Below are 24,675 nucleotides of genomic sequence, written 5' to 3'. Positions count from 1 at the left end.
GAGAGTCTGATACCGATCCGATCACCGCGCGTTGGTCACCGCTGCCTCCCCGGTCGGGGATACGCTGCTCAGGTGTCCGATTCCTCTGATGTCCCCGCCACCGATCGCTCCGGTCTCGACGGGATGGCGCAACGCAGCGCCGCTCTCGTCGACGACTCGCTCTACGCCTCCGCACGGGCCGAGGCCGAGGAACTCGGGGCCGCCTCGCCGGACGCCCTGACCGCGGACGCGATCCGCCTGGTGGCCCGCTTGAACGGCACCCGCGCCGCCGTGTGCATCACCCCCGCGCCGGGAGTCCCCGCTCTGGCGATCCTCGCGGCGGCCGCGCCCGGCTCCGGAGCCGTGGTCACCTGCATCACCGACGACCCGCATCACCTCGAGGCGGCGCGATCGGCCGTCCGCGGCGCGGGCCATCCCGCCTCCTCCGCCCGCTACATCGCCGCCCGGCCGCTCGAGGTGGCCGACAAACTCGCGGACGGCGCCTACGACCTCGTGGTCGCGGACGTCCCGGCACATTCGGTGCCGCGCGTGATCTCCCGATCCCACCAGCTGTTGCGCGCCGGCGGCGCGCTGGTCCTGATGGGCGAGCACGCCCCGCTGCCCGAGGACGCGGAGCTCCCCGAGCGCGCGCACGTCACGGTGCTCCCCGTGGGGACCGGCCTGACCGTGGTCACCCTCTGAGCGGTCCTCCCCTCCCAAGGGTTCACCCCCCGGGGCGCGAGGTCAGCCCTGCAGTGAGGTGGTGGTGTTCTTGGCGACGCTCACCACGCCGCCCGCGCTGACCGGGAACCGGCTGCGGTCGCGTTCGTGATCCACACCGATCAGGTCCCCGTCGCCGATGTGGCAGTTCTTGTCGACGATCGCCTTGCGGACCACGGCCCCGCGACCGATGCGGACGCCCGGCATGAGGACACTGCCCTCGACGACCGCCCCGTCCTCGACGATGACGTTGTTCGACAACACCGAGTTGCGCACGGTGGCGGCGGAGACGATCGTCCCCGAGCCGACCATGGATTCCTGGGACATGCCGCCGTTGACGAACTTCGCCGGCGGCAGGTTGTCCTGCTGGGTCCGGATGGGCCACAGGGAGTTGTAGAGGTTGAACACGGGGTGCACCGACACCAGGTCCATGTGCGCGTCGTAGAACGCGTCGATGGTGCCCACGTCGCGCCAGTACCCGGCATCACGCTCGGTCTCGCCGGGGACGTTGTTCAGGGCGAAGTCGTAGACGTAGGCCCGCTCCTGCTCGACGAGGGCCGGGATGATGTCGCCGCCCATGTCGTGGGTGGAGTCGGGCTTCTCCGCGTCCGCCTTGAGCGCCTCGATGAGGGCGTCGGTGGTGAAGATGTAGTTGCCCATGGAGGCGAAGGTCGCGTCCGGATCATCCGGCGTGCCCGGGGGGTCGGAGGGCTTCTCGACCCAGCCGCGGATCAGGTCGTCGTCGCCGGCGTCGATGCAGCCGAACGCGAACGCCTCGCTGCGCGGGACACGGATCCCCGCGACGGTCACGGCGGCGCCGGTGGAGATGTGGTGGTCCAGCATCTGCCTGGGGTCCATCCGGTACACGTGGTCCGCGCCGAACACGACGATGTGGTCCGGCTTCTCGTCGTAGACCAGGTTGAGCGACTGCAGGATCGCGTCGGCCGACCCGGTGTACCAGCGGGGGCCCAGACGTTGCTGGGCGGGGACCGGTGCGACGTACTCGCCGCCCATCCCGCGCATGTGCCACACCTGGGCGATGTGGCGGTCCAGCGAGTGGGACTTGTACTGGGTGAGGACGCAGATCTGCATGAACCCCGCGTTGACGAGGTTGCTGAGCACGAAGTCGATGAGACGGTAGGACCCCCCGAACGGCACCGCGGGTTTGGCCCGGTCCGCCGTGAGCGGGAAGAGTCGCTTGCCCTCGCCACCGGCGAGGACGATTGCTAGGACGTGCGGCTGATTCCTCACGCCCCCACCGTATCGACTCCGCCCTCACCCGGACCGGTCATCGTGGGGTTTGCCCCCGCCCAGTACCGAACCGTAACCCCGCGGTCGGGCGGTGTTCGCCGGGCACGCCTCGGGCGGGGGCCCGAGCGACTACCTTGGCCGGTGTGCGAGTAGCGATGATGACGAGGGAGTACCCGCCTGAGGTCTACGGCGGTGCCGGAGTGCACGTGACCGAACTGGTGGCCAACCTACGGCCGCTGTGCGAGGTGGACGTGCTGTGCATGGGGGCCGACCGCGACACCGCCCGCGCTTTCCGACCGGATCCCGAGTTGGGCGCGGACGCCAACCCCGCGATCCAGACTCTCTCCGCCGGGTTGCGCATGAGCGTCGCGGCCGAGGGCGCGGACCTCGTCCACTCCCACACCTGGTACACGGGGCTCGCCGGGCACCTCGCGGGGCAGCTCTACGGCATCCCGCACGTTGTGTCCGCGCATTCACTGGAACCCAGCCGGCCGTGGAAGGCCGAGCAGCTCGGCGGTGGATACCGGGTCTCGTCGTGGTCGGAGCGCACCGCCTTCGCGGGAGCCGACGCGGTGGTCGCGGTGAGCGCCCGGATGAAGGACGAGATCCTGCGCGTCTACCCCGAGATCGACCCGGACCGCATCCACGTGATCCTCAACGGCATCGACACCTCCGTGTGGTCACCCGTCGAGACCTTCGCCGGCGAGGGTTCGGTCCTGCGCCGGAACGGCGTGGACCCGGACCGGCCGATCGTGGCGTTCGTCGGACGGATCACCCGGCAGAAGGGCGTGCCCCACCTGGTGCGCGCCGCCCGGGACTTCCACCCTGACGCCCAGCTGGTGCTGTGCGCCGGCGCCCCGGACACCCCCGAGATCGCCGCCGAGATGGAGTCGCTGGTGGCGGAGCTGCAGTCCACCCGCGACGGTGTGTTCTGGCTGCGCGACATGTTGCCGCGCGAGGAGGTCATCGAGATCCTCTCCGCCGCGACGGTCTTCGCCTGCCCGTCGGTCTACGAGCCACTGGGCATCGTCAACCTGGAGGCGATGGCGTGCGACACGGCGGTCGTGGCGTCCGATGTCGGCGGGATCCCCGAGGTGGTCGTCGACGGCGAGACGGGCACCCTCGTGCACTACGACGCATCCGCGACCGACGCATTCGAGGCCGGGCTCGCGGCTGCCGTCAACGACCTGGTGGCGGACCCGGGCAAGGCCGCCCGGATGGGGCTGGCGGGCAAGGAGCGGGCCCGTACCCGGTTCTCGTGGGAGGCGATCGCCGAGCAGACCCATCGGATGTACGCCTCACTGCTGTAGAGGCTCCCCCGGCCGTGGAGGCGGCCTCCCGGCCGGCAGCGCCCGGTAGGTGTGCACCTCGACGTGTATCCGGACCGGGCGGTCCTGCGGGCCCAACCGGGCCTCGAGCCCGGACCTGTCGAGGTGGACGCCGCTCGGCCCCATGAGCGCCAGGTCCACGGCCACCGGGGCGGGGACCTCGGTGAGCACGTCGACGGTACGCACCTCGCCGGGGCGGAAGTGGTCGGCGAGGTCCGCGTCCAGGCGGTCCGACTTGTCCGGGGCCGGCTCCAGCATGCCGCCGGCCGAACGCAGCGGCTCGAGATGGCCCGGCCCGGGAACGGCGACGACCAACGTGCCACCCGGCCGGAGCACCCGGGCGAACTCCGCCGGGTTCCTCGGGGCGAAGACCACCTGCACCAGGTCGACGCAGTCGTCCGCGAGCGGGAGTCCGTCCCAGGTGTCCGCGACCAGGGCCGCGACGTCATCGTGGACCCTGGCGAGTCGGCGCGCCGCCGCGGTGGAGATCTCCGTGCCGACCCCGAGCGCGCCGGCCGGTCGCCCGGCCCCCGCCAGCGCGTCGACGACACCGGCGAGGTAGAAGCCGGTCCCGGCGCCGGGCTCGAGCACCACCGGCCGGGCCGGTCCCGCGTGGACGCCGCCGGTCCCGGGCGCGAACGCCTCGCGGGCGACTCCGGCGAGGATCGCCACGAGGGGGTCGAACAGTCCCGAGCCGAGGACCCGGTCGCGCGCCGCGACCTGGTCCGCTCCGTCGCCGGGGAAGCGCCGGCCGCGGGGACCGAAGAGGCTGAGGTGCCCCTGCCGGGCCCGGTCGAACGAATGCCCGGCAGCGCACACCACCGCCCGGCCCACGGCCTCCATACCCTGTCCGCAGACCGGACAGCGCAACAGCGGCACGACGCGGTCGAGGGCGGCCGGCCCCGAGCCCGCAGGTGCTGACGGGGAGGAACTCACGGGCGGGGCCGGTCCGCGAGGTCGCGGAGCAACGCCATGAGCGTGCGCGTCGCGAACCCGGTGGCCACCGGCCCGACCTCATCGATCTCCTCGGACGAGCGGGCCGGCCCCGCGATGTCGAGGTGCGCCCACGGCCGACCGTCCACGAAGCCCTCGAGGAACAACGCCGCGGTGATGGCACCCGGCCCCGTGGGTGCCTGCCGACGGTCGGCGATGTCGGAGCGGACCGCCGGGCGCAGATCGTCGGGGAGCGGCAGCCGCCACCATCGCTCCCCCGCCGCGGCCCCCGCCGCGGCGACCCGGTCGGCGAGGTCGTCGTCGTTCCCCATGACCGCTCCCGTGCGCATCCCCAGCGCGACCTTCATCGCACCCGTGAGGGTGGCCACGTCCACGACGACCTCCGGGTCGCACTCGGCGATGCCGTGGGCGAGCGCGTCGGCGAGGACCATCCGGCCCTCCGCGTCCGTGTTCGTGACCTCGGACGTCGTTCCGCCCACGTGCGTGACGACGTCACCCGGGCGGTAGGCGGAACCGGACAGCATGTTCTCGGCGGAGGGCACCACCACGGTCAGGTCGACATCGGCGTACCCGGGCGACCCGTCCGAACAGAACGCCGCGGCCGCCGCCACGACCGCGGCCGAGCCCGCCATATCCGTGCGCATGAGGTGCATCCCGTCGGCGGGCTTGACCGAGATCCCCCCGGTGTCGAAGGTGATGCCCTTGCCCACCAGCAGCACCCGCGGGCCCGGGCCGGGGCGGCGGGCCACCAGGACGCGCGGGCCGGCCGCCGAGCCCCCGCCCACCGCGAGCACGCCGCCGAACCCGCCGGAGACGAGCCCCTCTCCCTCGATGACCTCGGTCCGCATGCCCGCCTCGCCCAGTGCCTCGGCCATCCGGGCCACCAGCCACTCGGGTGTCTTCAGATCGGAGGGGGCCCCGGCGAGATCGCGCGCCATCGCCGTGGCCCGGGCTTCCTCCTCGGCCGCCGCCACCGCGCGGGCGACGATCACCTCGTCGTCATCGCCGCTGCCCGGACCGGCCGCCACCTCCACGACCAGATCGGGAACGACCGGTGCGGGGTCCGCGGCGAAGACGTCCTGGCCCCGCGCACCCAGGAGGTACCCGATGACCAGATCGCCTACCCGGTCCGCCGGTAGGGCCCCGGGCACGGCCACGGTCACCGGCCCCTCCGCCCGCGAGTCCCGTAGGTGGCGGGCCAACGCGGCGCCCGCCCGCCGGTGCCCCAGACCGTGATCCACCGCCCCCGACCAGCCGGGACGGGGCGCGGAGTCGGCCAACTCGACCTCGACCACCGGTCGCCCGTCGTGGACGGAGACCCGCGCCTCGTCGGCGTGCCCCAGCGGCACGCGACCGGGCTCGGGAGCGCGGGTGACGACCGCCAGCGCGGCATCGGGGGCGGGACCGGAGACGACACGGAGCGAGGGCAGGGGACGGCCAGGGACGACGGACATCGGGAGGACCTTCCGGGATATGAGTCGGCGCACCCGCCACGAGGGTCGGATGCGCCGGCATCGGTGGGGCGACGAGATCAGGAGATGGCCTGCGACAGCTCCTCGCTGAGCGACTTGGCCTCATCGGGGGTCAGCTCGACGACGAGACGCCCGCCACCCTCCAGAGGGACGCGCATGACGATCCCACGGCCTTCCTTGGCCGCCTCCATCGGTCCGTCACCGGTCCTGGGCTTCATAGCCGCCATCGAGTCGTTTCCCTTCGTCCTTGTCCGCGGGGCGGCGCACTGTGCGGGCGCCCGTCCCCACGATCGGTACTGCTGAGTGGATGATGTCGATTCTAGCGCGTCCGGCCGCGTCCGGACGCCGTAGCGGGACGACCGTCCACCCCGTTCTGCGCCCCGTTCGCCGCGGCGTCCCCGGCCACGGTGACGTCCTCGCCCAACCGGGCCCGGAGCCGGTCGATCTCGACCGCGGCCTGTTCGAGTGCCCAGTCGACCTCCGCCATGGTGTAACCACGCGCAGACATACCGAATCGCACCGACCGGAGATCATCACCGGTCAGGGCCCCGTCCGGCAGGTGGGTGACCGTGTGGTCCCGGGCCACGGGCGGCAACACCTCGGAACGACCGAACACCACGAGCGACAGCCCGAACAGCCCCGCCGCAACGACCAGGGTGACGACCACGTAGACGACGATGGTGAGCATTCCCGTGCTCCCCTCCTGTAGTGACTAGCGCCGCGGCCAGTCTGGCACACGGCCCGCCCCCGGCGGTGTGGCAAGTCACGCCAGGCCGCGTACGGTTCGCGCAGGTCGGCGCGTCCCCACGATCGACGACACCATCTCGAGGGCACGCAGTGTCCCCGGGACGTCGTGGGTGCGGAAGACCCGCGCACCGAGGTAGGCCGCGACCGAGGTCGCCGCGAGGGTGCCCTCCGCGCGGTCGTCCACGCCCGCGTCCAGGGTCTCGCCGACGAAGTCCTTGTTGCTCAGCGCCATGAGGACCGGGTGCCCGATCGCCACGATCTCGTCCATCCGTCGCAACAACTCGAGGCCGTGGAAGGTGTTCTTGCCGAAGTCGTGGGTGGGGTCGACGAGGATGCCGTCCGGCGGGACACCGGCTGCCAGCGCGCGGTCGGCAGCCGCCGAGAGTTCGTCGACGACGTCGCGGACGACGTCGGCATACCCCACGCGGAACGGCCGCGTCCGGGGCACCGCACCGCCCGTGTGCGAACAGACGAACCCGGCGCCCGCCTCCCCCGCCGCGGTCAGGACGCCGGGATCGTGACCCGCCCACGTGTCGTTGACCAGATCCGCCCCGGCCGCCACCGCGCGCCGGGCGACCTCGCCCCGCCAGGTGTCGATCGAGATCACCACGTCCGGGTGACGGTCACGCACGGCCTGTACGAACGGCACGACCCTGCGGGTCTCCTCCGCGGCGTCGACGAGGTCACCGGGCCCGGCCTTGACGCCGCCGATGTCGAGGATGTCCGCGCCGGCTGCCACCACCTCGTCGACCCGGGCCATCGCCGCCGTGTCGGTGAACGTGGCCCCACGGTCGTAGAAGGAGTCCGGGGTGCGGTTGACGATCGCCATCACCAGCGGGCGGTCGACCGGAACCGGGCGACCACACAGTGTGGGCGCGGGGACAGGCGCCGGGCCGACACCGGGACCGGCGGCGATCACCGGCGACCTCCACAGGCGTCTAGCGCGGCCTCGAGGTCGTCGCACACGACCAGGTGCGCCAGCGCCTCGGGTTTGACCAATCCGGCTTCCGCCAACCCTCCGACCCAGTCCAGCAAGGGGCGGTAGAAGCCGATCGGGTCATAGAGCACCACCGGCTTGTGGTGGAAGCCCAGGGAGGCCGAGGTCCACATCTCGAACATCTCCTCCATGGTCCCGATCCCGCCGGGCAGGGTGAGGAAGGCGTCGGATCGCTCCTCCATCTCCCGCTTGCGTTCCCTCATTGTGGTGACGACGACGAGTTCGTCGGCCGCGGTGTCGGCGACCTCGCGGACCCGCAGCCCCTCGGGGATCACACCGACGGTGCGTGCGCCGCCGGCTCGTGCCGCCTCGGCGAGCGCACCCATCATCGAGACGTTGCCGCCGCCGGACACGAGCGACCACCCTCGTCGGGCGATGCCCTCCCCCACGTCCGTCGCGATGGCCAGCAACTCCGGGTCGTAGGTGGAGGAGGCGCAGTAGACGCAGACACGGCGACCGGGGACCGGGGCTATCACCGCTCGACCCCGCGGTGCTCCTCGCCGTAAAGGTCCTCCCGCTCCTCGGACGTCAGCGCCGCCCTGTGGTGGGCCTCGCGGATGTACTCCACGGTCTCCGACACGGAGTCCGTCACCAGGAACAGGTCGGGATCGGACGCGGAGATCATCCCCTCCTCGGCCAGAGTGCCGCGGATCCAGTCGGTCAGTGGGGCCCAGAAGTCCACGCCGAGCAGCACGATCGGGAACCTCGTGATCTTGTCCGTCTGGACGAGGGTGATGGCCTCGAAGAACTCGTCGAGGGTGCCGAACCCACCCGGCGTGCACACGAAGGCCTGCGTGTACTTGACGAACATCGTCTTGCGGATGAAGAAGTAGCGGAAGTGCAGACCCAGGCTCACCCACCGGTTCAGGCCCTGCTCGTGGGGCAACTCGATCCCGAGACCGACAGACTCACCATCCGCCTCCCACGCCCCCTTGTTCGCCGCCTCCATCTGTCCGGGCCCGCCACCGGTCACGACTGCGTAGCCGGCCTCCACCAGCGCACGGCCGAGCTCCACGGCCTGCTCGTACGCCGGGTCCCCGGGCCGGGTGCGGGCCGAACCGAACACGCTGACGGCGTCCGACAGTTCGGCCAGTGCGCCGAATCCGTTGACGAACTCGCTCTGGATACGCAGCACCCGCCACGGGTCGGTGTGCAGCCAGTCGGTGTCCTGGTTCTTGTCCAGCAGCCGCTGGTCGGTGGTGGTGTGTTCGCCACCCTTTTCACGACGGACGAGGACGGGGCCTCGCATGTGCACGGGGTCGTTGGGGGCCATGGGCCGGGGTCTCCTTCGATGATCTGGGGGTGGGCCGGGAGCGGCGGTACCCGGGACGTGGGCGATCCCGGGGCGCTCGCCGCCCTAGCTGGTGAGGTAGGCGCGCAGGACCCTGCTGACGTCGGTGATCTGTGCCGCCGGACAGTACTCGTCGCGCTTGTGGGCCATGCCGGGGTCGCCGGGGCCGAGGTTGACCGCCGGGATGCCCAGCGCCGCGAAACGGGACACGTCGGTCCACCCGTACTTCGCACGGACCCGCCCACCGGCCGCGCGGACGAGCTCCGCCGCAGCCGGGGCCCCCAGGCCGGGAAGCGCCCCCGGCGAGAGGTCGGTGAGTTCCCAGTACAGACCGGGCTCGGCGGGCGGGGTCTCCCCTTCCGTCACACGTGGGAGACCGGTCAGCCCCAGGGCGTCGAGGGCGTGCGCGAGGGCGGCATCGGTGTCCCGGTCCGGGGCCGACCGGAAGTTCACGTCGAGCCAGGCCTCGTCCGGGACCGTGTTGCCGGCGACCCCCGCCGACATCCGCACGGCCTGCAGCCCCTCGCGGTAGACGCACCCGTCGATGTCCACCGACCGGGCCTCATAGGTCGCGAGCGCCCCCAACACCGGCGCGAGCCGGTGCACGGCGTTGTCGCCCAGCCAGCTCCGCGCCGAGTGGGCCCGCACGCCGCGGGCGTGGACCCGGATCCGCAGGGTCCCCTGGCAGCCGGCCTCGATGAGCCCGCCGGTCGGCTCGCCGAGGATCGCCACATCCCCCGTCAGCCAGTCGCGGTGCGTGCGTTCGAGGACACCCAGACCGTTGGCCGTGGCCTCGATCTCCTCGCAGTCGTAGAGCACCAGGGTGAGGTCGTGCGCCAGCTCGTCGGAGTCCGCCAGCGCGGCGAACAGGTGCAGAAACACCGCGTCCCCGGACTTCATGTCCACTGTCCCGCACCCGTGCAGGACCCTTTCCGTCCCCTCGCCGGTGACCCGGCACGGGACGTTGTCCGCCAGGGGGACCGTATCGAGGTGTCCGGCGAGCACGACCCGGGTCGGGAGGCCCCGGGAGGTACGGGCGAGGACCCGGTTGCCGTCCCGGATCACCTCCGTCCGGCCCGCGGCCGGCCCGGTGAAGCCCGCGACGGTCGCCTCGAGAGCGGCCTGTACGGCGGCGGCGATCGCATCCTCCTCCCGTGAGGGACTGGGGATGTCGACGAGGGCGCGGGTGAGGTCGACCGGGTCGGCGGTCAGATCGAGGGCGGCGGTCACGGCCCCCACCCTAGTTGCCCGTGACCCGTGCCCGTCGGGGCAGACCGCTAGCATCGGGGCCATGAGTGCACATGGAGCCGTGGCCACCGGAATCGCCACCCTGACGTCCGACCACACCGTTCTCGACGTGTGGTACCCAGAGCCGGAGCTGGGCGCCGCGTCCGCCGGCGGTCACCGGGTGCTGTCCGGCGACGAGGTACCCGCCGAGCTGTCGCCGCTGACCGGCGCCGACGCCGACCGGGGGGTCGAGAGGGTGGCCGTGCGGGTGGAGATCGAGGACCTGACCCAGCCGCCGTCCGACGCCTACGACGCCTATCTCCGGCTCCACCTGATCAGCCATCGCCTCATCAAGCCGCACTTCGCGAACATGGACGGCTTGTTCGGCAAGCTGAGCAACGTCGTGTGGACCAACTTCGGACCGTGCGCGGTCCCGGGCTTCGAGCTGGTGCGCGCCAAGCTGCGGGCCCGCGGCCCGGTCACGGTGTACGGCGTGGACAAGTTCCCGCGCATGGTGGACTACGTGGTCCCGTCGGGCGTCCGCATCGCCGACGCCGACCGCGTCCGCCTGGGCGCCCACCTGGCCGAGGGCACCACGGTCATGCACGAGGGGTTCGTCAACTTCAACGCCGGCACGCTGGGCGCGTCGATGGTCGAGGGTCGCATCTCCGCGGGTGTCGTGGTCGGCACCGATTCCGATGTCGGCGGCGGCGCCTCCATCATGGGCACGCTCTCCGGCGGCGGCAAGGAGACCATCTCGATCGGTGAGCGCTGCCTGCTCGGGGCCAACTCGGGTGTCGGCATCTCGCTGGGCGACGACTGCGTGGTCGAGGCCGGACTGTACGTCACCGCGGGCACCAAGGTGGACGTCCGGGCGGGCGCCTGGGCCGAGCGGGAACCGGTCAAGGCCGGCCAGCTCTCGGGCATGGACAACCTGCTCTTCCGGCGCAACTCACTGACCGGTTCCGTCGAGGCGGTGCCGTGGAAGCGCGAGGGCGTCGAGCTCAACGCGGATCTGCACGCCAACGACTGACGCCGATTCTCATCTCGGCGGCGTCACCCCCCGTCGACAAGGACGTTCCGCACACATCGCCCGAGAGGCGGGTGCGCGGAACGTCCTTCTCTATGGGGCGGCCGGGCGACGCGGGCGGCCGGGCGACGCCGGACGCCGGACGAGGCGGGACGCCGGGTGACGCGGGCGGCCTGCTCAGCCCAGTCGGCGCACGGCCTCGTCCACCGTGGCGTCGGTGGCGGTCAGCGCGATGCGGACGTGCCGCGCCCCGGCGGGTCCGTAGAACTCGCCCGGCGCGACGAGCACGCCGCGCTCGGCGAACCAGTCCACGGTGTCGCGGCAGGCCTCGTCGCGGCTGGCCCACAGGTACAGGCCGGCCTCTGAGTGATCGATCCGGAATCCGGCCGCCTCGACCGCGGGCAGCAGGCGTGCACGGCGGGCCCGGTACCGCTCACGCTGCTCGGCCTCGTGGGCGTCATCGCCCAGGGCGGCCGTCATGGCCGACTGGACGGGCAGCGGCATCATCATCCCGGCGTGCTTGCGCACCTCGAGAAGCTCGGCGACCAGGCCGGGGTCACCGGCGACGAACCCGGCGCGGTACGACGCGAGGTTGGAGGTCTTGGACAGCGAGTGCAGTGCGAGGAGGCCGGTGTGGTCGCCGTCGCAGACACGCGGATCGAGGATCGAGGGTGCCTCGCCCTCCCACACCAGTCCGAGGTAGCACTCGTCGGAGGCGACGATCACGCCGCGGTCGCGGGCCCAGCCGACCACCTTGCGCAGGTGGTTCACGCCGAGCACCTTGCCGCTGGGGTTCGACGGCGAGTTGAGGTACAGCAACGTCGGCGAGGACGGGCCGAGCTGCATGAGCGAGTCGGCGCGAACCACCGTGGCCCCCGCCAGCAGTGCGCCGACCTCATAGGTCGGGTAGGCGACCTCGGGCACGACGACCGTGTGGCCCGGCCCCAGTCCGAGCTGGGCGGGCAGGCCCGCGATGAGTTCTTTTGTGCCGATCGCCGGTAGCACGGCGTCGGGAGTGATCCCCGTGATGCCGTACCGGCGCTCGAGCGCGTCGACCGCGGCCCGCCGCAGATCGGGGGTGCCGACGGTCGTGGGGTACCCGGGCCAATCCGAGCCTGCGGCGAGCGCCTCGCGGATCACCGGGGCGACCGGGTCCACGGGCGTGCCGACGGTGAGGTCGACGAGACCGTCCGGGTGGGCGGAGGCGCGCGAGCGGGCGTCCGAGAGGGTGTCCCAGGGGAACACCGGGAGCGCGCGCCCGGGCGGTCGACGCTCCGGGCGCGACACCACCGGGGTCACTCCTGGTTCATGGGCGGGAGCGCCTTGACCATCGGGTGGTCGTAATCGACCTTGCCGACCTTGGCCGCGCCGCCCGGCGATCCGAGCTCGACGAAGAAGTCCGCGTTCGCGGCGTTGTACTCGGTCCACTCGTCCGGGACGTCGTCCTCGTAGAAGATGGCCTCCACGGGGCAGACCGGCTCACACGCCCCGCAGTCGACGCACTCGTCGGGGTGGATGTACAACATCCGTCCACCCTCGTAGATGCAGTCGACAGGACACTCCTCGACGCAGGACTTGTCCATCACGTCGACGCACGGCTCTGCGATCGTGTAGGTCACGTCAGCCACCTTCCTCGTAGCGGTATGACCTGAATCGTATGTCACAGGCCACGCGGATGCGGAAGCCGCCCCGCGAGCCGATCGACCTATGTGACGACGGTCACCCCGATGGGTCGGTGGGCGGGTCCGTAGACGGTGTCACGACGGCGGACCGGGCGTCCGATCCCGGTGGCGATCTCCTCGATCTCCTCCGGGGTCTTGGCCGAGCCGTTCTCTGCGCCGGCCATCCGCGAGATGGTCTCCTCCATGAGGGTCCCGCCCAGGTCGTCGGCGCCGGATCGCAGCATGGTCCGCGTCCCCGCGACCCCGAGCTTGACCCAGCTCGTCTGCACGTGGTCGATCGCCCCGTGCAGCATGATGCGGGCCAGGGCGTGGACCGCGACGTTCTCCTCCCGGGTCGGACCGGGCCGTGAGGCGCCGGCCAGGTACAGCGGCGCGCTGCGGTGCACGAAGGGCAGCGGGACGAACTCGGTGAAGCCGCCCGTGCGTTCCTGGATCCCACGGAGGGTCCGCAGGTGGGCCACCCAGTGGCGCGGGGTGTCCACGTGGCCGTACATCATCGTCGAACTCGACCGCAGCCCCACCTCGTGGGCGGTGGTGACGATGTCGATCCACTCGGAGGCGGGGAGTTTGCCCTTGGTGAGCACCCAGCGCACCTCGTCGTCGAGGATCTCCGCCGCGGTACCGGGGATGGTGTCCAGCCCCGCCGCACGGAGCTCGGTGAGCCACTCCCGGACCCCCACGCCCGATCGCGAGGCGCCGTTGGAGATCTCCATGGGGCTGAACGCGTGCACGTGCATGGACGGCACCCGCTCCTTGACCGCGCGGACCAGGTCGGCGTACCCGGACACCGGCAGGTCCGGGTCGATGCCGCCCTGCATGCACACCTCGGATGCGCCGGAGACGTACGCCTCGTACGCGCGGTCGGCGACCTCGGCCGCGGAGAGCGAGAACGCGTCGGCGTCGCCCTTGCGCTGGGCGAAGGCGCAGAAGCGGCATCCGGTGTAGCAGATGTTGGAGAAGTTGATGTTCCGGTTGACGACGTAGGTGACGGTGTCCCCCACCACGTCGGCGCGGATCCGGTCGGCGAGCCCCGCGACGGCGGCCAGGCCGTCCCCGGTGGCGGTCGCCAGCGCGAGATACTGCCCATCGGTGAGGCCGGCGGGGTCCGCCTCGGCTGCGCGCAGCGCGGCCACGACCTCGGCGTCGGCCCGCTCGGTGACCAGCGCCGCGGCCCCCAGCTCCGCCGCGCGGGCCCGGATGACGTCCCAGTTGCCGAAGGCCTCGCCGATGTCCGACCGGGTGTCCGTATTGCGGCCCTCGGAGTCGATCGCCGTGTGCAGATCGGTCCGTCCGCTCGAGTCCCAGTCGTCGTCGGGCTCCTGCCAGGGCCGTCCCTGCGGCTGCACCACCTCGTCGTCGTCCCCCACCACGGCGAGCCCGCTCGACGGGTCCGCCAGCGCACGGACGTGACCCGCCACCCGTGGGTCGATCCACGCGTCGCCCGCACCGACGTAACGGGGATGCGCGGTGAGTCGTTCGGTGAGCGTCCACCCGCGCGCGGCGAGGTCGGCGGTGAGCTCGTCGAGGTGCGGCCACGGCCGCTCGGGGTTGACGTGGTCCGGGGTGAGCGGCGAGATCCCGCCCAGATCGTCCACACCGGCGTCGATCAGGGCCAGTACGTCGTCGCGGTCGACGAGGTTGGGCGGGGCCTGCACCGCCACGCGCGGGTCGAGCACCAGTCGGGCGACGGCGATCGCGGCGAGGAACTCGTCGGTGCCCGCGTCGTCCGCGGCGCGCATCGCGGTGTCCGGCTTGGCGCGGAAGTTCTGCACGATCACCTCCTGCAGGTGACCGAACTCGCGGGCGAGCCCGGCCAGCGCGAGCAGGCTCTCGGCTCGCTCGGTGCGGTTCTCGCCGATCCCCACGAGGATCCCGGTGGTGAACGGCACTGCGAGGCGGCCCGCGTCGGTGAGGGTGCGCAGGCGGACGGCCGGGTCCTTGTCCGGGCTGCCGTGGTGGCACTCGCCCGGGGTGGTGAACAACCGGGTCGCGGTGGTCTCGAGCATCATGCCCATCGACGGGGCGACCGGCTTGAGGGTGGACAGTTCGGACCAGCTCATCACGCCCGGGTTGAGGTGCGGCAGCAGCCCGGTCTCCTCGAGCACCCGGATCGCCATGGCGCGCACGTAGTCCAGCGTCGAGGAGAAGCCGCGGGACTCGAGCCATTCCCGGGCCTCGGGCCACCGGTCCTCCGGACGGTCGCCGAGCGTGAACAGGGCCTCCTTGCACCCGGCCTCCGCGCCGCGGCGGCACAGGTCGATGACCTCGTCCGGGTCGAGGAACATGCCCTCGCCCGCCGCCCGGAGCTTGCCGGGGATTGTGACGAACGTGCAGTAGTGGCAGCGGTCCCGGCACAGGCGGGTCAGCGGGACGAACACCTTGCGGGAGTACGTCACCACCCCGGGGCGCCCCTCGTCGACGAGGCGGGCGTCCCGGCGGCCGGCGGCGAGGGAGGTCAGCCTCGCCAGGTCCTCGCCCCGCGCGGCGAGCAGCACGGCAGCCTCGGTGACGTCCAGGGTGAGCCCGTCGGAGGCCCGGCGCAGGGCGCGCCGCACGGCCGACGCCGTGGGCCGGGGATCGGCGGGGTTCGGTGCGTGATCCATGCCCGTGATGATGCCCCACCTCGCGTGCGTGGCGAGCGGCCGGTGCTCCACGGGTGGTCAGGGGCCTGACGCGTGCTCCCGCCCACTAGTCTTACCGTCATGCCCGATCACGCAGTCCCCCTCCGCACGAACGGGGACCCCCTGGTGTCCAGCCCGGCCGCAGCCGACGGGGGTGCGCACGCTCTCCGCGCACCGCGCCCGGCGCTCGACGAGCGGGACGCGGGCGGCGAACTGCCGGACACCGGCGATGCACTGCTGACGAACAACCGGGTGCTGGTCACCGCGCCGCGGCACCGGATCGAGAAGCGCACACCGTTCCTCTTCGTGATCGAGGGAATCTGGTCCTGGGCGGTCCTCGCGGGCCTGCAGGTCGGCTGGTTCTTCTGGGGCGACAACGTCATGGCGTTCTGGAACTGGGTGGCGCTGGCGGTGACGGTGCCGTTCGCGTTCATGGGCATCGTCGTGGCGCCGTGGTGGCGATACATCGTGGCCCGGTGGGACGTCTCGGACACGGCGGTGTGCTCACGCAAGGGGTGGTGGACCACCCAGTTCCGCATCGCGCCGCTGGCCCGTCTGCAGACCGTGTACACGACGCGCACCCTGTTCGAGCGGTGGTTCGGCCTGGCGACCGTCAACGCCTCCACCGCGTCCGCCCAGGGCACGGTGGAGATCCGGGGGCTCAACCTGGCCGACGCCGAGGCGTTGGCCCAGCACCTCATCGCAATCGCGAACCTGGACTCGGAGGACGGAACGTGACCGGGCCCGAGACGGCGCCCGGGGTGACGGCGGCCGGGGTGACGGCGGCCGAACCGGCGGAGGAGGTCTCCGGCACCGACGAACCCGCGGTCGCCGAGAAGATCGACCCGGAGGCCCCCTGGCAGCGCCTGTCCTGGCGAATGCTGCTCGTGTACCCGCTGGGCATGCTGACGCGCCTGCTCCCGCTGTTCCTCATCTCCCTGTGGCTGGGCTCCAACCGCAGCAACTACTGGTTCGAGATCGTCGTGGTCTCGCTGGTGATCCTCAGCGGTGTCCTGCGGTGGCTGTCGACCAGCTATCAGGTCGGACGCACCCACATCATCCTGAAGAAGGGCTTCTTCAGCCGCCAGGTGGTCACGGTCGCCCGTCAGCGCATCCGGAGCGTCGACACCGAGTCCGACCTGTTCCACCGGGTCCTCAAGGTCTCGATCGTGGAGGTGGGGACCGGGCGGGCCGACTCCGGGAAGTCGGACGCCGAGCGGTTCCGCCTCGACGCCATCGACACCACACTCGTCGACCCGCTGCGGGACGAGCTCCTCAAACACCGACGCGCCATGGACCCCTCGCTCGACGTGGAGGACGAGGAGCAGTGGGGGTCGAAATACGGGGAGGACATCGCCCGGTGGAAGGTCACCTGGTCGCGGTTCGCGCCGTTCTCTTTCATCGGGTTCGGCGTGCTGTTCTCCCTGTGGCTCATCACCTGGCAGATGGGCGACATGCACGACCGCATCATGGACCTGGCGGTGGTCGAGGGGACCATCGACTGGCTGGACTCACTGGGGCAACCCTGGGCGTTCGTCGGCAAGGGGGTCGCGATCTGGCTGGTCGCCGGGGTGCTGGCGATCATCACCTACGCCATCCGGTACGGCAAGTACGCGCTGACCGACCGGGGCCAGCTGCTCTACGTCCAGAACGGCATCCTGCGGCGCAAGCACATCGCCCTCGACAAGGCCCGGTTGCGCGGCGTGGAGATGCGGCTGCCGGTCTACCTGCGGATGCTCGGCGGCGGCCGGCTGGAACCCATCATGACCGGCACCAAGAAGGGCGCCACCGCGTCGACCCTGCTGCCGCAGGCGCCGATCGCGGACGTGCGTCGGGTGGCGATCCGCATCCTCGGAAACGAGACGCCGGTGACCGTCCCGCTGCGGCGGCACCCGTGGAAGGCCTCCCGTCGGCGGGTCACCCGGGGCCTGCTCCCGTTCTGGATCGTCGCCGGGATCATCGTGCTGGTGCGGATCGACTCGGGCCCGTCGGCGGACATCTGGGTGCACTGGGGCATCCCCGCCGCACTGGTGTTCTTCGTGGTGCTGTCGGTGGACCGTATCCGCATGCTCGGACACGCGCTACTGCCGGAGGTGTTGGTGACCTCGAACGGGTCGTGGACCGCCAAGCGATCCGTTCTCGAGGCGGACGGGATCATCGGCTGGACCGTCACCCAGTCGGTGTTCCAGCGCACGGCGCGCGTCGCGACCGTCTCCGCGGCCACACCGGCCGGGAACGGCGTCTACTCGGTGGTCGACATCGACGCCGACGAGGCGTGGGCGCTCGCCGAGGCGCTGACGCCGGGGATCACCGACGTGTGGCACCACACCGGAGAGCCCGGGGGCCGTGTCTCACCGTCGATGGGCGTCCGACGCGGGTGACGGCCACAGCGTGGCCATCCACAGCGGGACCAGACCCCCGAACACCAGGAGCGCGAGCCCGCGCAGTCCGATCGGCACGGGCATGTCTCCCCCGGGGCCCAGATTGATCGCGACCAACGTGAGGATCCAGACGAGGGCGGGGAACGCCGCCACGATCTTCCGCTGCGACCACATCGACCCGACCCGCACCAGGAACAGCGACCACGCCCCGGCGGCGAGGACACTGATCGGGACCGGCACGAGACCGACATACATGGTCAGCCACGCCGAGGCGAGCACGCAGCTTGCCACCGCACCGATCGCGAGCAGCACCAGCGCAGTCCCCAACTCGGCGACGGAAGCCGCCCGCGCACGCGGTACCACGGAGGCCCCCTGCGCGCCCTGCGCCGCGGCTGTCATGGTCGCTCCCCGCCCAGCCCGTCGAGCAGGTGCGCCGACCCGGCCGGGCACGTGACGTACGGTCCGTCGTCCTCGGCGCGGTCACGGGCGATGTACCACTCCACCTGGGGGACGGACTGCAGGACCCCGTTGGTCAGGGCGAGGAACCAGGGCTCCCCCTCCGGGCCGGGCACCAGCTCGAGCTGGGTGGCGTGTCCGGTCAGGGCGGCCAGTTTGGCGGCGTAGTCGGCGTCGTCCAGCGGGACGCGATGGGTCAGTCTCGAGTCCGGGACGGACGGCAGTTCGCCGGACTCCGGGTGCCGCAGGTGCGCGGGCGGCGCAGGGTGGGTCCGGGTGGTCTCCGACCGCGCGGTGACCGTCCAGGCCACACGCTCCGGCCGGTGGGCGGCGTCCTCGATGGCGGCGTGCACCACCTCGTGGGCCCGGATGTGGTCGGGGTGGCCGTAGCCGCCCCGCGGGTCGTAGGTCACCACGAGATGGGGCCTGAAGTCGTCGAGGACGGCCACCACCTCGTCCACCGCCTCCCTGCCCGACCGCACAAACGCACGCGGGTGATCGGCCGACGGCGTCCCCGCCATCCCCGAGTCGCGCCACCGGCCGGCGCCGCCGAGGAAGCGGGTGCGGTCGACCCCGAGGGCGCGCAGGGCGCCCGCCAGTTCGCCGATCCGGTACCCCCCGAGTTGGTCGGCGCGGTCCGCGACGAGGCCGGCGAACTCCTCGCCGAGCACCTCGCCCTCCTCGCCGAGCGTGCAGGTGACGACACGGACGTCGCCACCGGCGGCGACCAGCGCGGCGATCGTGCCGCCGGTGGTGATCGCCTCGTCGTCGGGGTGGGCGTGGACGAACAGGGCGCGCACGCCGTCGGCGGGCGGGGTCGCGGTGGTCGGGGTCGCGGTGGTCGGTGTCATCCGGTCCTCTTCCAGGCGGGTGCGGTATCGAACACGTCGGTGGCCGTCCTCGGGTCCGGGTCGTCGCGGGCCGGGCGGGCGGGGTCCGTTCCGCTCACGTCGACCCCGTCGGCGGCCAGCAGCAGGGCCGGCCGCACGAGTGGCACCCGCAGGGCCAGCTCGGCGACCCTGTCGCCCGCGGCGGCGAGATCGACCGCGGCACCCGGGGCGGGCGGGGCGCCCTGACCGGATGATCCTCCCGGCTCCGCCACGCCGAGCGCCCGATTGATCTCGGGGTCACAGACTCCGGTGACGTCGCCGGCCCGCGCGGCCGCACCGCGGCCGAGTGTGCGCGAGGGAGTGGTGGGCGTGGTGGTGACGGTGGTGGTGGCACTCGTCCGTCGGTCGGGGGTCTCCCCCGTGTCCGGGTCGGGCGGGATGAGGCTCGACACGGTGGTCGGCGTGCGGGACGGGGTTGCGGTCCTCGTCCCGGTGGCGGCCGGTCGGGTCCCGCAGGCGAAGCGCGAGACCGCGGCGACCTCGGGCCGTCCGTCGGTCCGCTGCCAGCCCACGACGCCGTCGACGAGCCCGTGCGGGAGTGCGTCCCCGTACAGGGCGGTCGCGTCCAGCTCCCACACCCGGGCACCGATCCCCGCAGAGCGCAGTTGGTCGGCGACGGTGTAGGCAGCGGTCACGGCCCGCTCGTCCGCACCCTCGACCCCCAGGGTCACGGCCAGCGGGGTCCCGTCACGTCGCCAGCGCGTGCCCGTGCGGGTGAAGCCGGCGTCGCCCAGCTCGCGCTCGACGGCGTCCGCGTCAGCGGTGACGGTATCGGCCGATCCCGCGGGGAACGGGAAGGACGACACGGACGGATCGGCCTCCCGCGTGACGATGCGCCCCACCACCTCGGGGTCGATCGCCGCGGCCACCGCGCGACGGACCGCCGGATCGGCCACCGCCGGCGCGACCGTGTTCAGCCCGAGTTCGAGCTGGGCCGCGCTCTCCAGGGGCGCGGTGGTCACTCCCGGGACCGTGGCGGCCACGTCCGCCGCCACCGGGTTCGCCGAGACGATCGCCATCACCCCGGGACCGCCCCTCAGCGACTTCCCGAGCTGGCCGGCTCCGGTGGCCCGTCGCACGACGATCTGGTCGACCTCGGGCGCGCGGGCCCAGTACCGGTCGTTGCGCACGAATTCGATCTGCCCCCGGCCGATGTCGGCCGTGCGGATCATGAACGGCCCCGCGCTCGTCACCGGCAGGAGTTGCATCGAGCCCTGGAATCCGTCGGGCGCACCCTTGAGGATGTGCGCGGGGAGCAGGTGGGTGAACAGGCTCCGCCAGTGCTCCGGCACGACGTCGAACTCCACATCGACGACCTTGCCGCCCGCACCCGAACGGACCTCCACGATCCGCTCGTACCCGGCCGGATCGACCACGCCGGGCTGGCTGGTCATCTGCCGCCAGAGGTACTCGAAGTCCTCCGCCGCGACGGGGACACCGTCGGACCATTGCGCCTGCTGATCGATCGTGTACCGGATGGTCGAGGGGGCGCCGGGGACTCGCGCGGCGGAGACCAGGAGATCCCGGTTGAGCGTCTGTTCGCCACCGGGGCCCGGGACGAACGCGCTGGGCAGCAGCAGCGAGGCCACGAGGTCGGTGTCCACGCCCTGGTCGGCCAGGAGGTGCGGGTTGAAGCCCGGGTCCACCCGGTTCAGCGCGAGCAGGAGACCGTCATCCGTGAGGGTGACCGACGCGCCGTCGGTGCGCTCCTCGCCCACCACCGCCGGTGGGGGCGGGTCGGCGACGCACCCGGTGACGACGACGAGGGCCAGCGCGGCGCACACCGCGGCGGCACCCCGCCGGCGCACCGACGCCCCCCTCGTCGTCATCGACTTCCGGTCTAGCCGACCGTCTGCTGGTCGCGCGACTTGGACCGGCTGCGGGCCTTGGCCCGCTCGTTGGCGGTGAGCAGGACCTTGCGCACACGGACCACCTCGGGGGCCACCTCGACACACTCGTCGACGGCACAGAACTCCATGGCCTCCTCGAGGGAGAGGTTCTTGTGCTTGGACAGCGTCTCGGTGGCGTCGGAGGAGGCCGCACGCATGTTCGTGAGCTTCTTCTCCTTGGTGATGTTGACGTCCATGTCCTCCGAGCGCGGGTTCTCCCCCACGACGACACCCTCGTAGACCTCGGAGCCGGGCTCGATAAAGAAGTCACCGCGGTCGGCCAGCCCGAGCAGCGCGAACGTGGTGGCCTTGCCCGCACGGTCCGCGACCAGCGAACCGGTGTGCCGGGCCCGGATCTCCCCGGCCCACGGCTCGTATCCGGCGGAGTACGAGTTGGCGATCCCCGCACCCCGGGTATCGGTCATGAAGGTCGTCCGGAAGCCGATGAGGCCGCGTGCGGGGACGGTGAACTCCATGCGCACCCAGCCGGAGCCGTGGTTGCTCATCTGCTCCATGCGGCCCTTGCGGGCGGCCATGAGCTGGGTGACCGCACCGAGGTGCTCCTCGGGGACGTCGATGGTCATGTGCTCGAACGGCTCGTGGAGCTTGCCGTCGATCGTCTTGGTGACCACCTGCGGCTTGCCGACGGTCAGCTCGAAGCCCTCGCGGCGCATGGTCTCGACGAGGATGGACAGCGCCATCTCGCCACGACCCTGCACCTCCCAGTCGTCGGGACGCTCGGTGTCGAGCACCTTGAGCGAGACGTTGCCGACGAGCTCCTGGTCGAGGCGCGCCTTGACCATGCGCGCGGTGAGCTTCTTACCGCCGTTCCGGCCGGCCAGGGGCGAGGTGTTGACGCCGATGGTCATGGAGATGGCGGGCTCGTCGACCGTGATGGCCGGGAGGGCGACCGGGTTCTCCGGATCCGCCAGCGTGTCACCGATCATGATGTCGCTGATGCCGGCGACCGCGACGATGTCACCGGCGACGGCCTCCTCGGTGGGCACCCGCTCGACACCGTCGGTCTTGAGCAGCTCGGAGATCTTGACGGACTTGGTCTCCTGCTCGCCGCCCGGCAGGTTGTGGATCCACGCGACCTGCTGCCCCTTGCGCAGCCGGCCGTTGTGGATGCGCACGAGACCGATGCGGCCGAGGAAGTTGGAGGCGTCCAGGTTGGTGACGTGGGCCTGCAGCGGGGCGTCGGCGTCCCCGCGCGGGGCGGGGATCACGTCGTAGAGCAGGGCGAACAGCTCGTCGAGGTTCTCCCCCTCCGGCTCCTGGCCGTTGGCCGGCTGGGTGGTGGACGCCTTGCCGGCGCGGCCGGAGGCGAAGACCACGGGCAGCTCGAGCGCGTGCTCGGCGGCGGCCTGGGCGGCGGGGTCCTCCAGGTCGGCCGCGAGATCCAGGAGCAGGTCCTGTGCCTCCTCGACGACCTCGTCGATCCGGGCGTCCGGCCGGTCGGTCTTGTTGACGACGATGATGACCGGCAGGGAGGCAGCGAGCGCCTTGCGCAGCACGAAGCGGGTCTGCGGTAGTGGCCCCTCGGAGGAGTCGATGAGCAGGACGACGCCGTCGACCATGTTCAGGCCACGCTCGACCTCGCCGCCGAAGTCCGCGTGACCCGGGGTGTCGATGATGTTGAAGACGAGGTCCGCGCCACCGGCACCCGCGCCGTGTCGCCGCACGGAGGTGTTCTTGGCGAGGATCGTGATGCCCTTCTCACGCTCGAGGTCGCCCGAGTCCATGACCCGGTCCACGAGCTCCGCGCGTTCGTCGAACGCGCCGGACTGGCGCAGCATCGCGTCGACGAGTGTCGTCTTCCCGTGGTCGACGTGGGCGACGATTGCGACGTTGCGGAACTCGGTCAAGGCCATACGCTGGGTTCTCCCTCGGAGGCTTACGGGCGCCCGGGGCGGCTCGTGGGCCGCCGGGCTGGTGGTGGGAATCGACGGCGCTAGTCAGCCGCGATCCACAGGCGCGTCCGGTCGAGCGCGCGTGCGGATCCACTTTACCCGCTGATCCGGACGATTCCCCCATCCTGAGACCACCCCGACAGTGCGGACACCCTGTGTGTTATTTACATCACGTATAACTTCTGTAACATCAGCACCAGATCGCTCATCTGCCCGACTCCCGGTGCCCGTGACTCGGGACACTTATGAGAATATCTAGCGGTCGACCGGTCGGCCCGTCCGCCGGTCCGCCCGCCCATCCGAAGAATGGACTCGCCAGTGATCCGCCACTCGCTCAGGACCTCGTTCCGGACCATCGGTCTCGGGGCCGTCGCCGCCGTCGCGGTCGGTCTCGCCGCACCCGCCACCGCCAGCGCGCAGTCGCTCGACGAACTGGGACGCCCGACCGAGCCCGTGCTCCAGGCGATCGAGAACCTCGCCGAGCAGCAGTGGATCCCCGAGGAGACCCGGGGCACCATCGCCCGCGCCGTCGGTTTCTTCCGCGGTACCGGCGAACCCGGCACCCCGATTCCCGAGAACGGCCCGGTCATCGCGCAGTTCGCCTACCCCACGATCATGCAGCAGTGCATCGGCGGTGAGCAGACCGCCGTCGGTGCCGCGACCGCCGTGCCCGGCCCGGCCGATCTCCCGCTGCCCGGCATCGCCCCCGGCCATCTCGGCTTCATCTTCACCGCCCTGGGCACCGAGGGTGTCGCGGCCCAGCAGGCCCAGCCCATGACCGTCGACTGGATCAACGTCAACAACGGTCGTCGCGGTACCACCGTCCTCGGGTACAACGGCCTCAACGAGGGTGGCCCCGCCACCGTCAACGGGGTCGCCGACACGGGCCCGGGCCAGGTTCTCATGCTCCTGCAGGGTGGCGTCACCACGAACCTGGAGGAGGGCGGGACCGCCAACTGCGTCGCCTTCCCCACCGTGGGGACCGCGTTCGTCCGGTGACCGCCGACGGTAGCGGGCCCCACCCCGTCGCCGACCAGGACCTGACCGAGGCCCGTCTCGCCCTCGCCGGCGACGGGCCTCTGGTCGTTCTCAGTGGCGCCGGGATGAGCGCCGAGAGTGGTGTGCCCACCTTCCGCGACGCCCAGACCGGCCTGTGGGAGCGGTACGACCCGTCCGCCCTGGCCACGCCGGAGGCCTGGGCACGCGACCGGGACACCGTCTGGGCCTGGTACCGCTGGCGCGAGCGCCTGGTCTCCGGCGCGGAGCCGAACGCCGGGCACGTCGCGGTGGCCCGCGCCCAGGCCCACCGTGACGTGGTGGTGGTCACGCAGAACGTCGACGACCTCCATGAGCGCGCCGGATCGAACCGGGTGCACCACGTCCACGGGAGTCTGTTCGCCCACCGCTGCGACACCTGCGACGCGCCGATGGAGGTCGGCCCTCCTCCCGCCGAGCCCGTCGACCGCCTCACCCCGCCGAACTGCGACCGGTGTGGCGGGCGCGCCCGACCGGGCGTGGTGTGGTTCGGCGAGATGCTCCCGGGCCGGCCCTGGGACGCTGCGGTCGACGCGGTCACCTCGGCCGCGGCGGTGCTCGTCGTCGGCACCTCCGGCCTGGTCCACCCCGCGGCGTCACTACCCGGGCTCGCCGCCGACGCCCGGATCCCGGTGGTCGAGGTGAACCCGGGCGCCTCGGGGCTCGGCTCCGAGGTCTCGGTCCACGTCCGGGCCACCGCAGGGCAGGCGCTTCCTCACCTCGTGGCACCCTGATCCCCTCGGGCCGCCCTTCCGGCCCTGCCACACACCGGCTGGCGGAAACCTCTCTGGGGCCGATAGAGCGCGCTAGCA

The 24,675-nt window shown here is 72.0% G+C and carries 23 protein-coding genes; 7 read left to right on the top strand and 16 right to left on the bottom strand.

All coding sequences use genetic code 11. The features are described from left to right. The first annotated feature begins 72 nt into the window (after positions 1-72). A complete protein-coding gene (locus AC3DEV_RS07940; RefSeq protein WP_067718421.1) occupies positions 73-681 on the top strand; it encodes an O-methyltransferase in 609 nt (202 codons plus the stop codon). A 42-nt stretch (positions 682-723) separates the two neighbouring features. On the opposite strand, the gene glgC is transcribed toward AC3DEV_RS07940, so the two are convergent. Continuing rightward, complete coding sequence (gene glgC, locus AC3DEV_RS07935; protein WP_067718424.1) at positions 724-1,950, bottom strand: glucose-1-phosphate adenylyltransferase; 1,227 nt, start codon at positions 1,948-1,950, stop codon at positions 724-726. A 143-nt stretch (positions 1,951-2,093) separates the two neighbouring features. On the opposite strand from glgC, the gene glgA reads away from it, so the two are divergent. Then, positions 2,094-3,260, top strand: coding sequence for a glycogen synthase (gene glgA, locus AC3DEV_RS07930; protein ID WP_069388937.1), 1,167 nt, complete (start codon positions 2,094-2,096; stop codon positions 3,258-3,260). Here the strand turns inward: glgA and AC3DEV_RS07925 are convergent. From AC3DEV_RS07925 to dapE, 8 genes are all read right to left on the bottom strand, one after another. Beyond that, positions 3,249-4,157 (bottom strand): putative RNA methyltransferase, encoded by a 909-nt coding sequence (locus AC3DEV_RS07925; RefSeq protein ID WP_488371808.1) that lies wholly within the window; start codon positions 4,155-4,157, stop codon positions 3,249-3,251. The two genes, glgA and AC3DEV_RS07925, sit on opposite strands and share 12 nt — an antisense overlap. 53 nt (positions 4,158-4,210) lie before the next feature. Then, positions 4,211-5,686, bottom strand: coding sequence for a leucyl aminopeptidase family protein (locus AC3DEV_RS07920; RefSeq protein WP_366220144.1), 1,476 nt, complete (start codon positions 5,684-5,686; stop codon positions 4,211-4,213). 77 nt (positions 5,687-5,763) lie between these two features. Continuing rightward, on the bottom strand, positions 5,764-5,931 hold the full coding sequence (locus tag AC3DEV_RS07915; RefSeq protein ID WP_067718434.1) for a DUF3117 domain-containing protein: 168 nt from the start codon (positions 5,929-5,931) through the stop codon (positions 5,764-5,766). Positions 5,932-6,023: 92 nt separating this feature from the next. Then, entirely contained in the window at positions 6,024-6,392 is a 369-nt protein-coding gene (locus tag AC3DEV_RS07910; protein ID WP_132063448.1) for a DivIVA domain-containing protein, read from the bottom strand. Between the two features lie 75 nt (positions 6,393-6,467). Beyond that, complete coding sequence (gene folP, locus AC3DEV_RS07905; protein ID WP_488371807.1) at positions 6,468-7,280, bottom strand: dihydropteroate synthase; 813 nt, start codon at positions 7,278-7,280, stop codon at positions 6,468-6,470. A gap of 86 nt (positions 7,281-7,366) precedes the next feature. Further along, complete coding sequence (locus tag AC3DEV_RS07900) at positions 7,367-7,921, bottom strand: LOG family protein (protein WP_317469336.1); 555 nt, start codon at positions 7,919-7,921, stop codon at positions 7,367-7,369. Next, a complete protein-coding gene (locus AC3DEV_RS07895) occupies positions 7,921-8,721 on the bottom strand; it encodes an LOG family protein (RefSeq protein WP_488371762.1) in 801 nt (266 codons plus the stop codon). Before AC3DEV_RS07895 ends, AC3DEV_RS07900 begins: the two co-directional genes overlap by 1 nt. A gap of 84 nt (positions 8,722-8,805) precedes the next feature. Beyond that, positions 8,806-9,978, bottom strand: coding sequence for a succinyl-diaminopimelate desuccinylase (dapE, locus tag AC3DEV_RS07890; RefSeq protein WP_374220832.1), 1,173 nt, complete (start codon positions 9,976-9,978; stop codon positions 8,806-8,808). A 52-nt stretch (positions 9,979-10,030) separates the two neighbouring features. On the opposite strand from dapE, the gene dapD reads away from it, so the two are divergent. Beyond that, entirely contained in the window at positions 10,031-10,999 is a 969-nt protein-coding gene (dapD, locus tag AC3DEV_RS07885) for a 2,3,4,5-tetrahydropyridine-2,6-dicarboxylate N-succinyltransferase (protein ID WP_488371761.1), read from the top strand. Between the two features lie 174 nt (positions 11,000-11,173). On the opposite strand, the gene dapC is transcribed toward dapD, so the two are convergent. The 3 genes from dapC to AC3DEV_RS07870 form a co-directional block, all read right to left on the bottom strand. Continuing rightward, on the bottom strand, positions 11,174-12,286 hold the full coding sequence (dapC, locus tag AC3DEV_RS07880) for a succinyldiaminopimelate transaminase (protein WP_488371760.1): 1,113 nt from the start codon (positions 12,284-12,286) through the stop codon (positions 11,174-11,176). Positions 12,287-12,291: 5 nt separating this feature from the next. Next, positions 12,292-12,615: a ferredoxin gene (gene fdxA / locus AC3DEV_RS07875; protein ID WP_067718452.1), complete on the bottom strand. Its 324-nt coding sequence runs from the start codon at positions 12,613-12,615 to the stop codon at positions 12,292-12,294. An 86-nt stretch (positions 12,616-12,701) separates the two neighbouring features. Continuing rightward, positions 12,702-15,281: a bifunctional FO biosynthesis protein CofGH gene (locus AC3DEV_RS07870; protein ID WP_488371759.1), complete on the bottom strand. Its 2,580-nt coding sequence runs from the start codon at positions 15,279-15,281 to the stop codon at positions 12,702-12,704. A gap of 99 nt (positions 15,282-15,380) precedes the next feature. On the opposite strand from AC3DEV_RS07870, the gene AC3DEV_RS07865 reads away from it, so the two are divergent. Then, the gene (locus AC3DEV_RS07865) at positions 15,381-16,037 is read left to right on the top strand and encodes a PH domain-containing protein (protein ID WP_163375961.1); all 657 of its coding nucleotides are present in this window, start codon (positions 15,381-15,383) and stop codon (positions 16,035-16,037) included. Continuing rightward, positions 16,034-17,680, top strand: coding sequence for a PH domain-containing protein (locus tag AC3DEV_RS07860; RefSeq protein ID WP_488371758.1), 1,647 nt, complete (start codon positions 16,034-16,036; stop codon positions 17,678-17,680). Before AC3DEV_RS07865 ends, AC3DEV_RS07860 begins: the two co-directional genes overlap by 4 nt. Here the strand turns inward: AC3DEV_RS07860 and AC3DEV_RS07855 are convergent. Genes AC3DEV_RS07855 through typA form a run of 4 tightly spaced genes read right to left on the bottom strand, consistent with a single transcriptional unit; the run spans position 17,651 to position 22,789 of the window. Then, positions 17,651-18,079: a hypothetical protein gene (locus tag AC3DEV_RS07855; protein ID WP_120283651.1), complete on the bottom strand. Its 429-nt coding sequence runs from the start codon at positions 18,077-18,079 to the stop codon at positions 17,651-17,653. The two genes, AC3DEV_RS07860 and AC3DEV_RS07855, sit on opposite strands and share 30 nt — an antisense overlap. Continuing rightward, positions 18,076-18,987 (bottom strand): N-acetyl-1-D-myo-inositol-2-amino-2-deoxy-alpha-D-glucopyranoside deacetylase, encoded by a 912-nt coding sequence (mshB, locus tag AC3DEV_RS07850; RefSeq protein ID WP_488371757.1) that lies wholly within the window; start codon positions 18,985-18,987, stop codon positions 18,076-18,078. Before mshB ends, AC3DEV_RS07855 begins: the two co-directional genes overlap by 4 nt. Further along, complete coding sequence (locus AC3DEV_RS07845) at positions 18,984-20,855, bottom strand: ABC transporter substrate-binding protein (protein ID WP_488371756.1); 1,872 nt, start codon at positions 20,853-20,855, stop codon at positions 18,984-18,986. Before AC3DEV_RS07845 ends, mshB begins: the two co-directional genes overlap by 4 nt. An 11-nt stretch (positions 20,856-20,866) precedes the next feature. Continuing rightward, positions 20,867-22,789: a translational GTPase TypA gene (gene typA / locus AC3DEV_RS07840; RefSeq protein ID WP_067718464.1), complete on the bottom strand. Its 1,923-nt coding sequence runs from the start codon at positions 22,787-22,789 to the stop codon at positions 20,867-20,869. Positions 22,790-23,146: 357 nt separating this feature from the next. Here typA and AC3DEV_RS07835 point away from each other — a divergent pair, with 357 nt between their 5' ends. Beyond that, positions 23,147-23,827: an Rv1157c family protein gene (locus AC3DEV_RS07835; RefSeq protein ID WP_082924021.1), complete on the top strand. Its 681-nt coding sequence runs from the start codon at positions 23,147-23,149 to the stop codon at positions 23,825-23,827. Further along, the gene (locus AC3DEV_RS07830; protein ID WP_488371755.1) at positions 23,824-24,597 is read left to right on the top strand and encodes an SIR2 family NAD-dependent protein deacylase; all 774 of its coding nucleotides are present in this window, start codon (positions 23,824-23,826) and stop codon (positions 24,595-24,597) included. The genes AC3DEV_RS07835 and AC3DEV_RS07830 overlap by 4 nt, the downstream gene beginning before the upstream one ends. Positions 24,598-24,675 lie beyond the last annotated feature (78 nt).

This window comes from Dietzia sp. IBK-p2-15D (genome assembly GCF_057773105.1).
This window is presented reverse-complemented; position numbering and strand designations above follow the sequence as displayed.

Bases quoted from the DNA above. Each gene is read 5' to 3' on its own strand.
- AC3DEV_RS07920 (WP_366220144.1), bottom strand. From the start codon at position 5,686: ATGTCCGTCGTCCCTGGCCGTCCCCTGCCCTCGCTCCGTGTCGTCTCC.
- AC3DEV_RS07915 (WP_067718434.1), bottom strand. From the start codon at position 5,931: ATGGCGGCTATGAAGCCCAGGACCGGTGACGGACCGATGGAGGCGGCC.
- AC3DEV_RS07910 (WP_132063448.1), bottom strand. From the start codon at position 6,392: ATGCTCACCATCGTCGTCTACGTGGTCGTCACCCTGGTCGTTGCGGCG.
- folP (WP_488371807.1), bottom strand. From the start codon at position 7,280: ATGGCGATCGTCAACCGCACCCCGGACTCCTTCTACGACCGTGGGGCC.
- AC3DEV_RS07895 (WP_488371762.1), bottom strand. From the start codon at position 8,721: ATGGCCCCCAACGACCCCGTGCACATGCGAGGCCCCGTCCTCGTCCGT.
- dapD (WP_488371761.1), top strand. From the start codon at position 10,031: ATGAGTGCACATGGAGCCGTGGCCACCGGAATCGCCACCCTGACGTCC.
- AC3DEV_RS07870 (WP_488371759.1), bottom strand. From the start codon at position 15,281: ATGGATCACGCACCGAACCCCGCCGATCCCCGGCCCACGGCGTCGGCC.
- AC3DEV_RS07865 (WP_163375961.1), top strand. From the start codon at position 15,381: ATGCCCGATCACGCAGTCCCCCTCCGCACGAACGGGGACCCCCTGGTG.
- AC3DEV_RS07855 (WP_120283651.1), bottom strand. From the start codon at position 18,079: ATGACAGCCGCGGCGCAGGGCGCGCAGGGGGCCTCCGTGGTACCGCGT.
- mshB (WP_488371757.1), bottom strand. From the start codon at position 18,987: ATGACACCGACCACCGCGACCCCGACCACCGCGACCCCGCCCGCCGAC.
- AC3DEV_RS07845 (WP_488371756.1), bottom strand. From the start codon at position 20,855: ATGACGACGAGGGGGGCGTCGGTGCGCCGGCGGGGTGCCGCCGCGGTG.
- typA (WP_067718464.1), bottom strand. From the start codon at position 22,789: ATGGCCTTGACCGAGTTCCGCAACGTCGCAATCGTCGCCCACGTCGAC.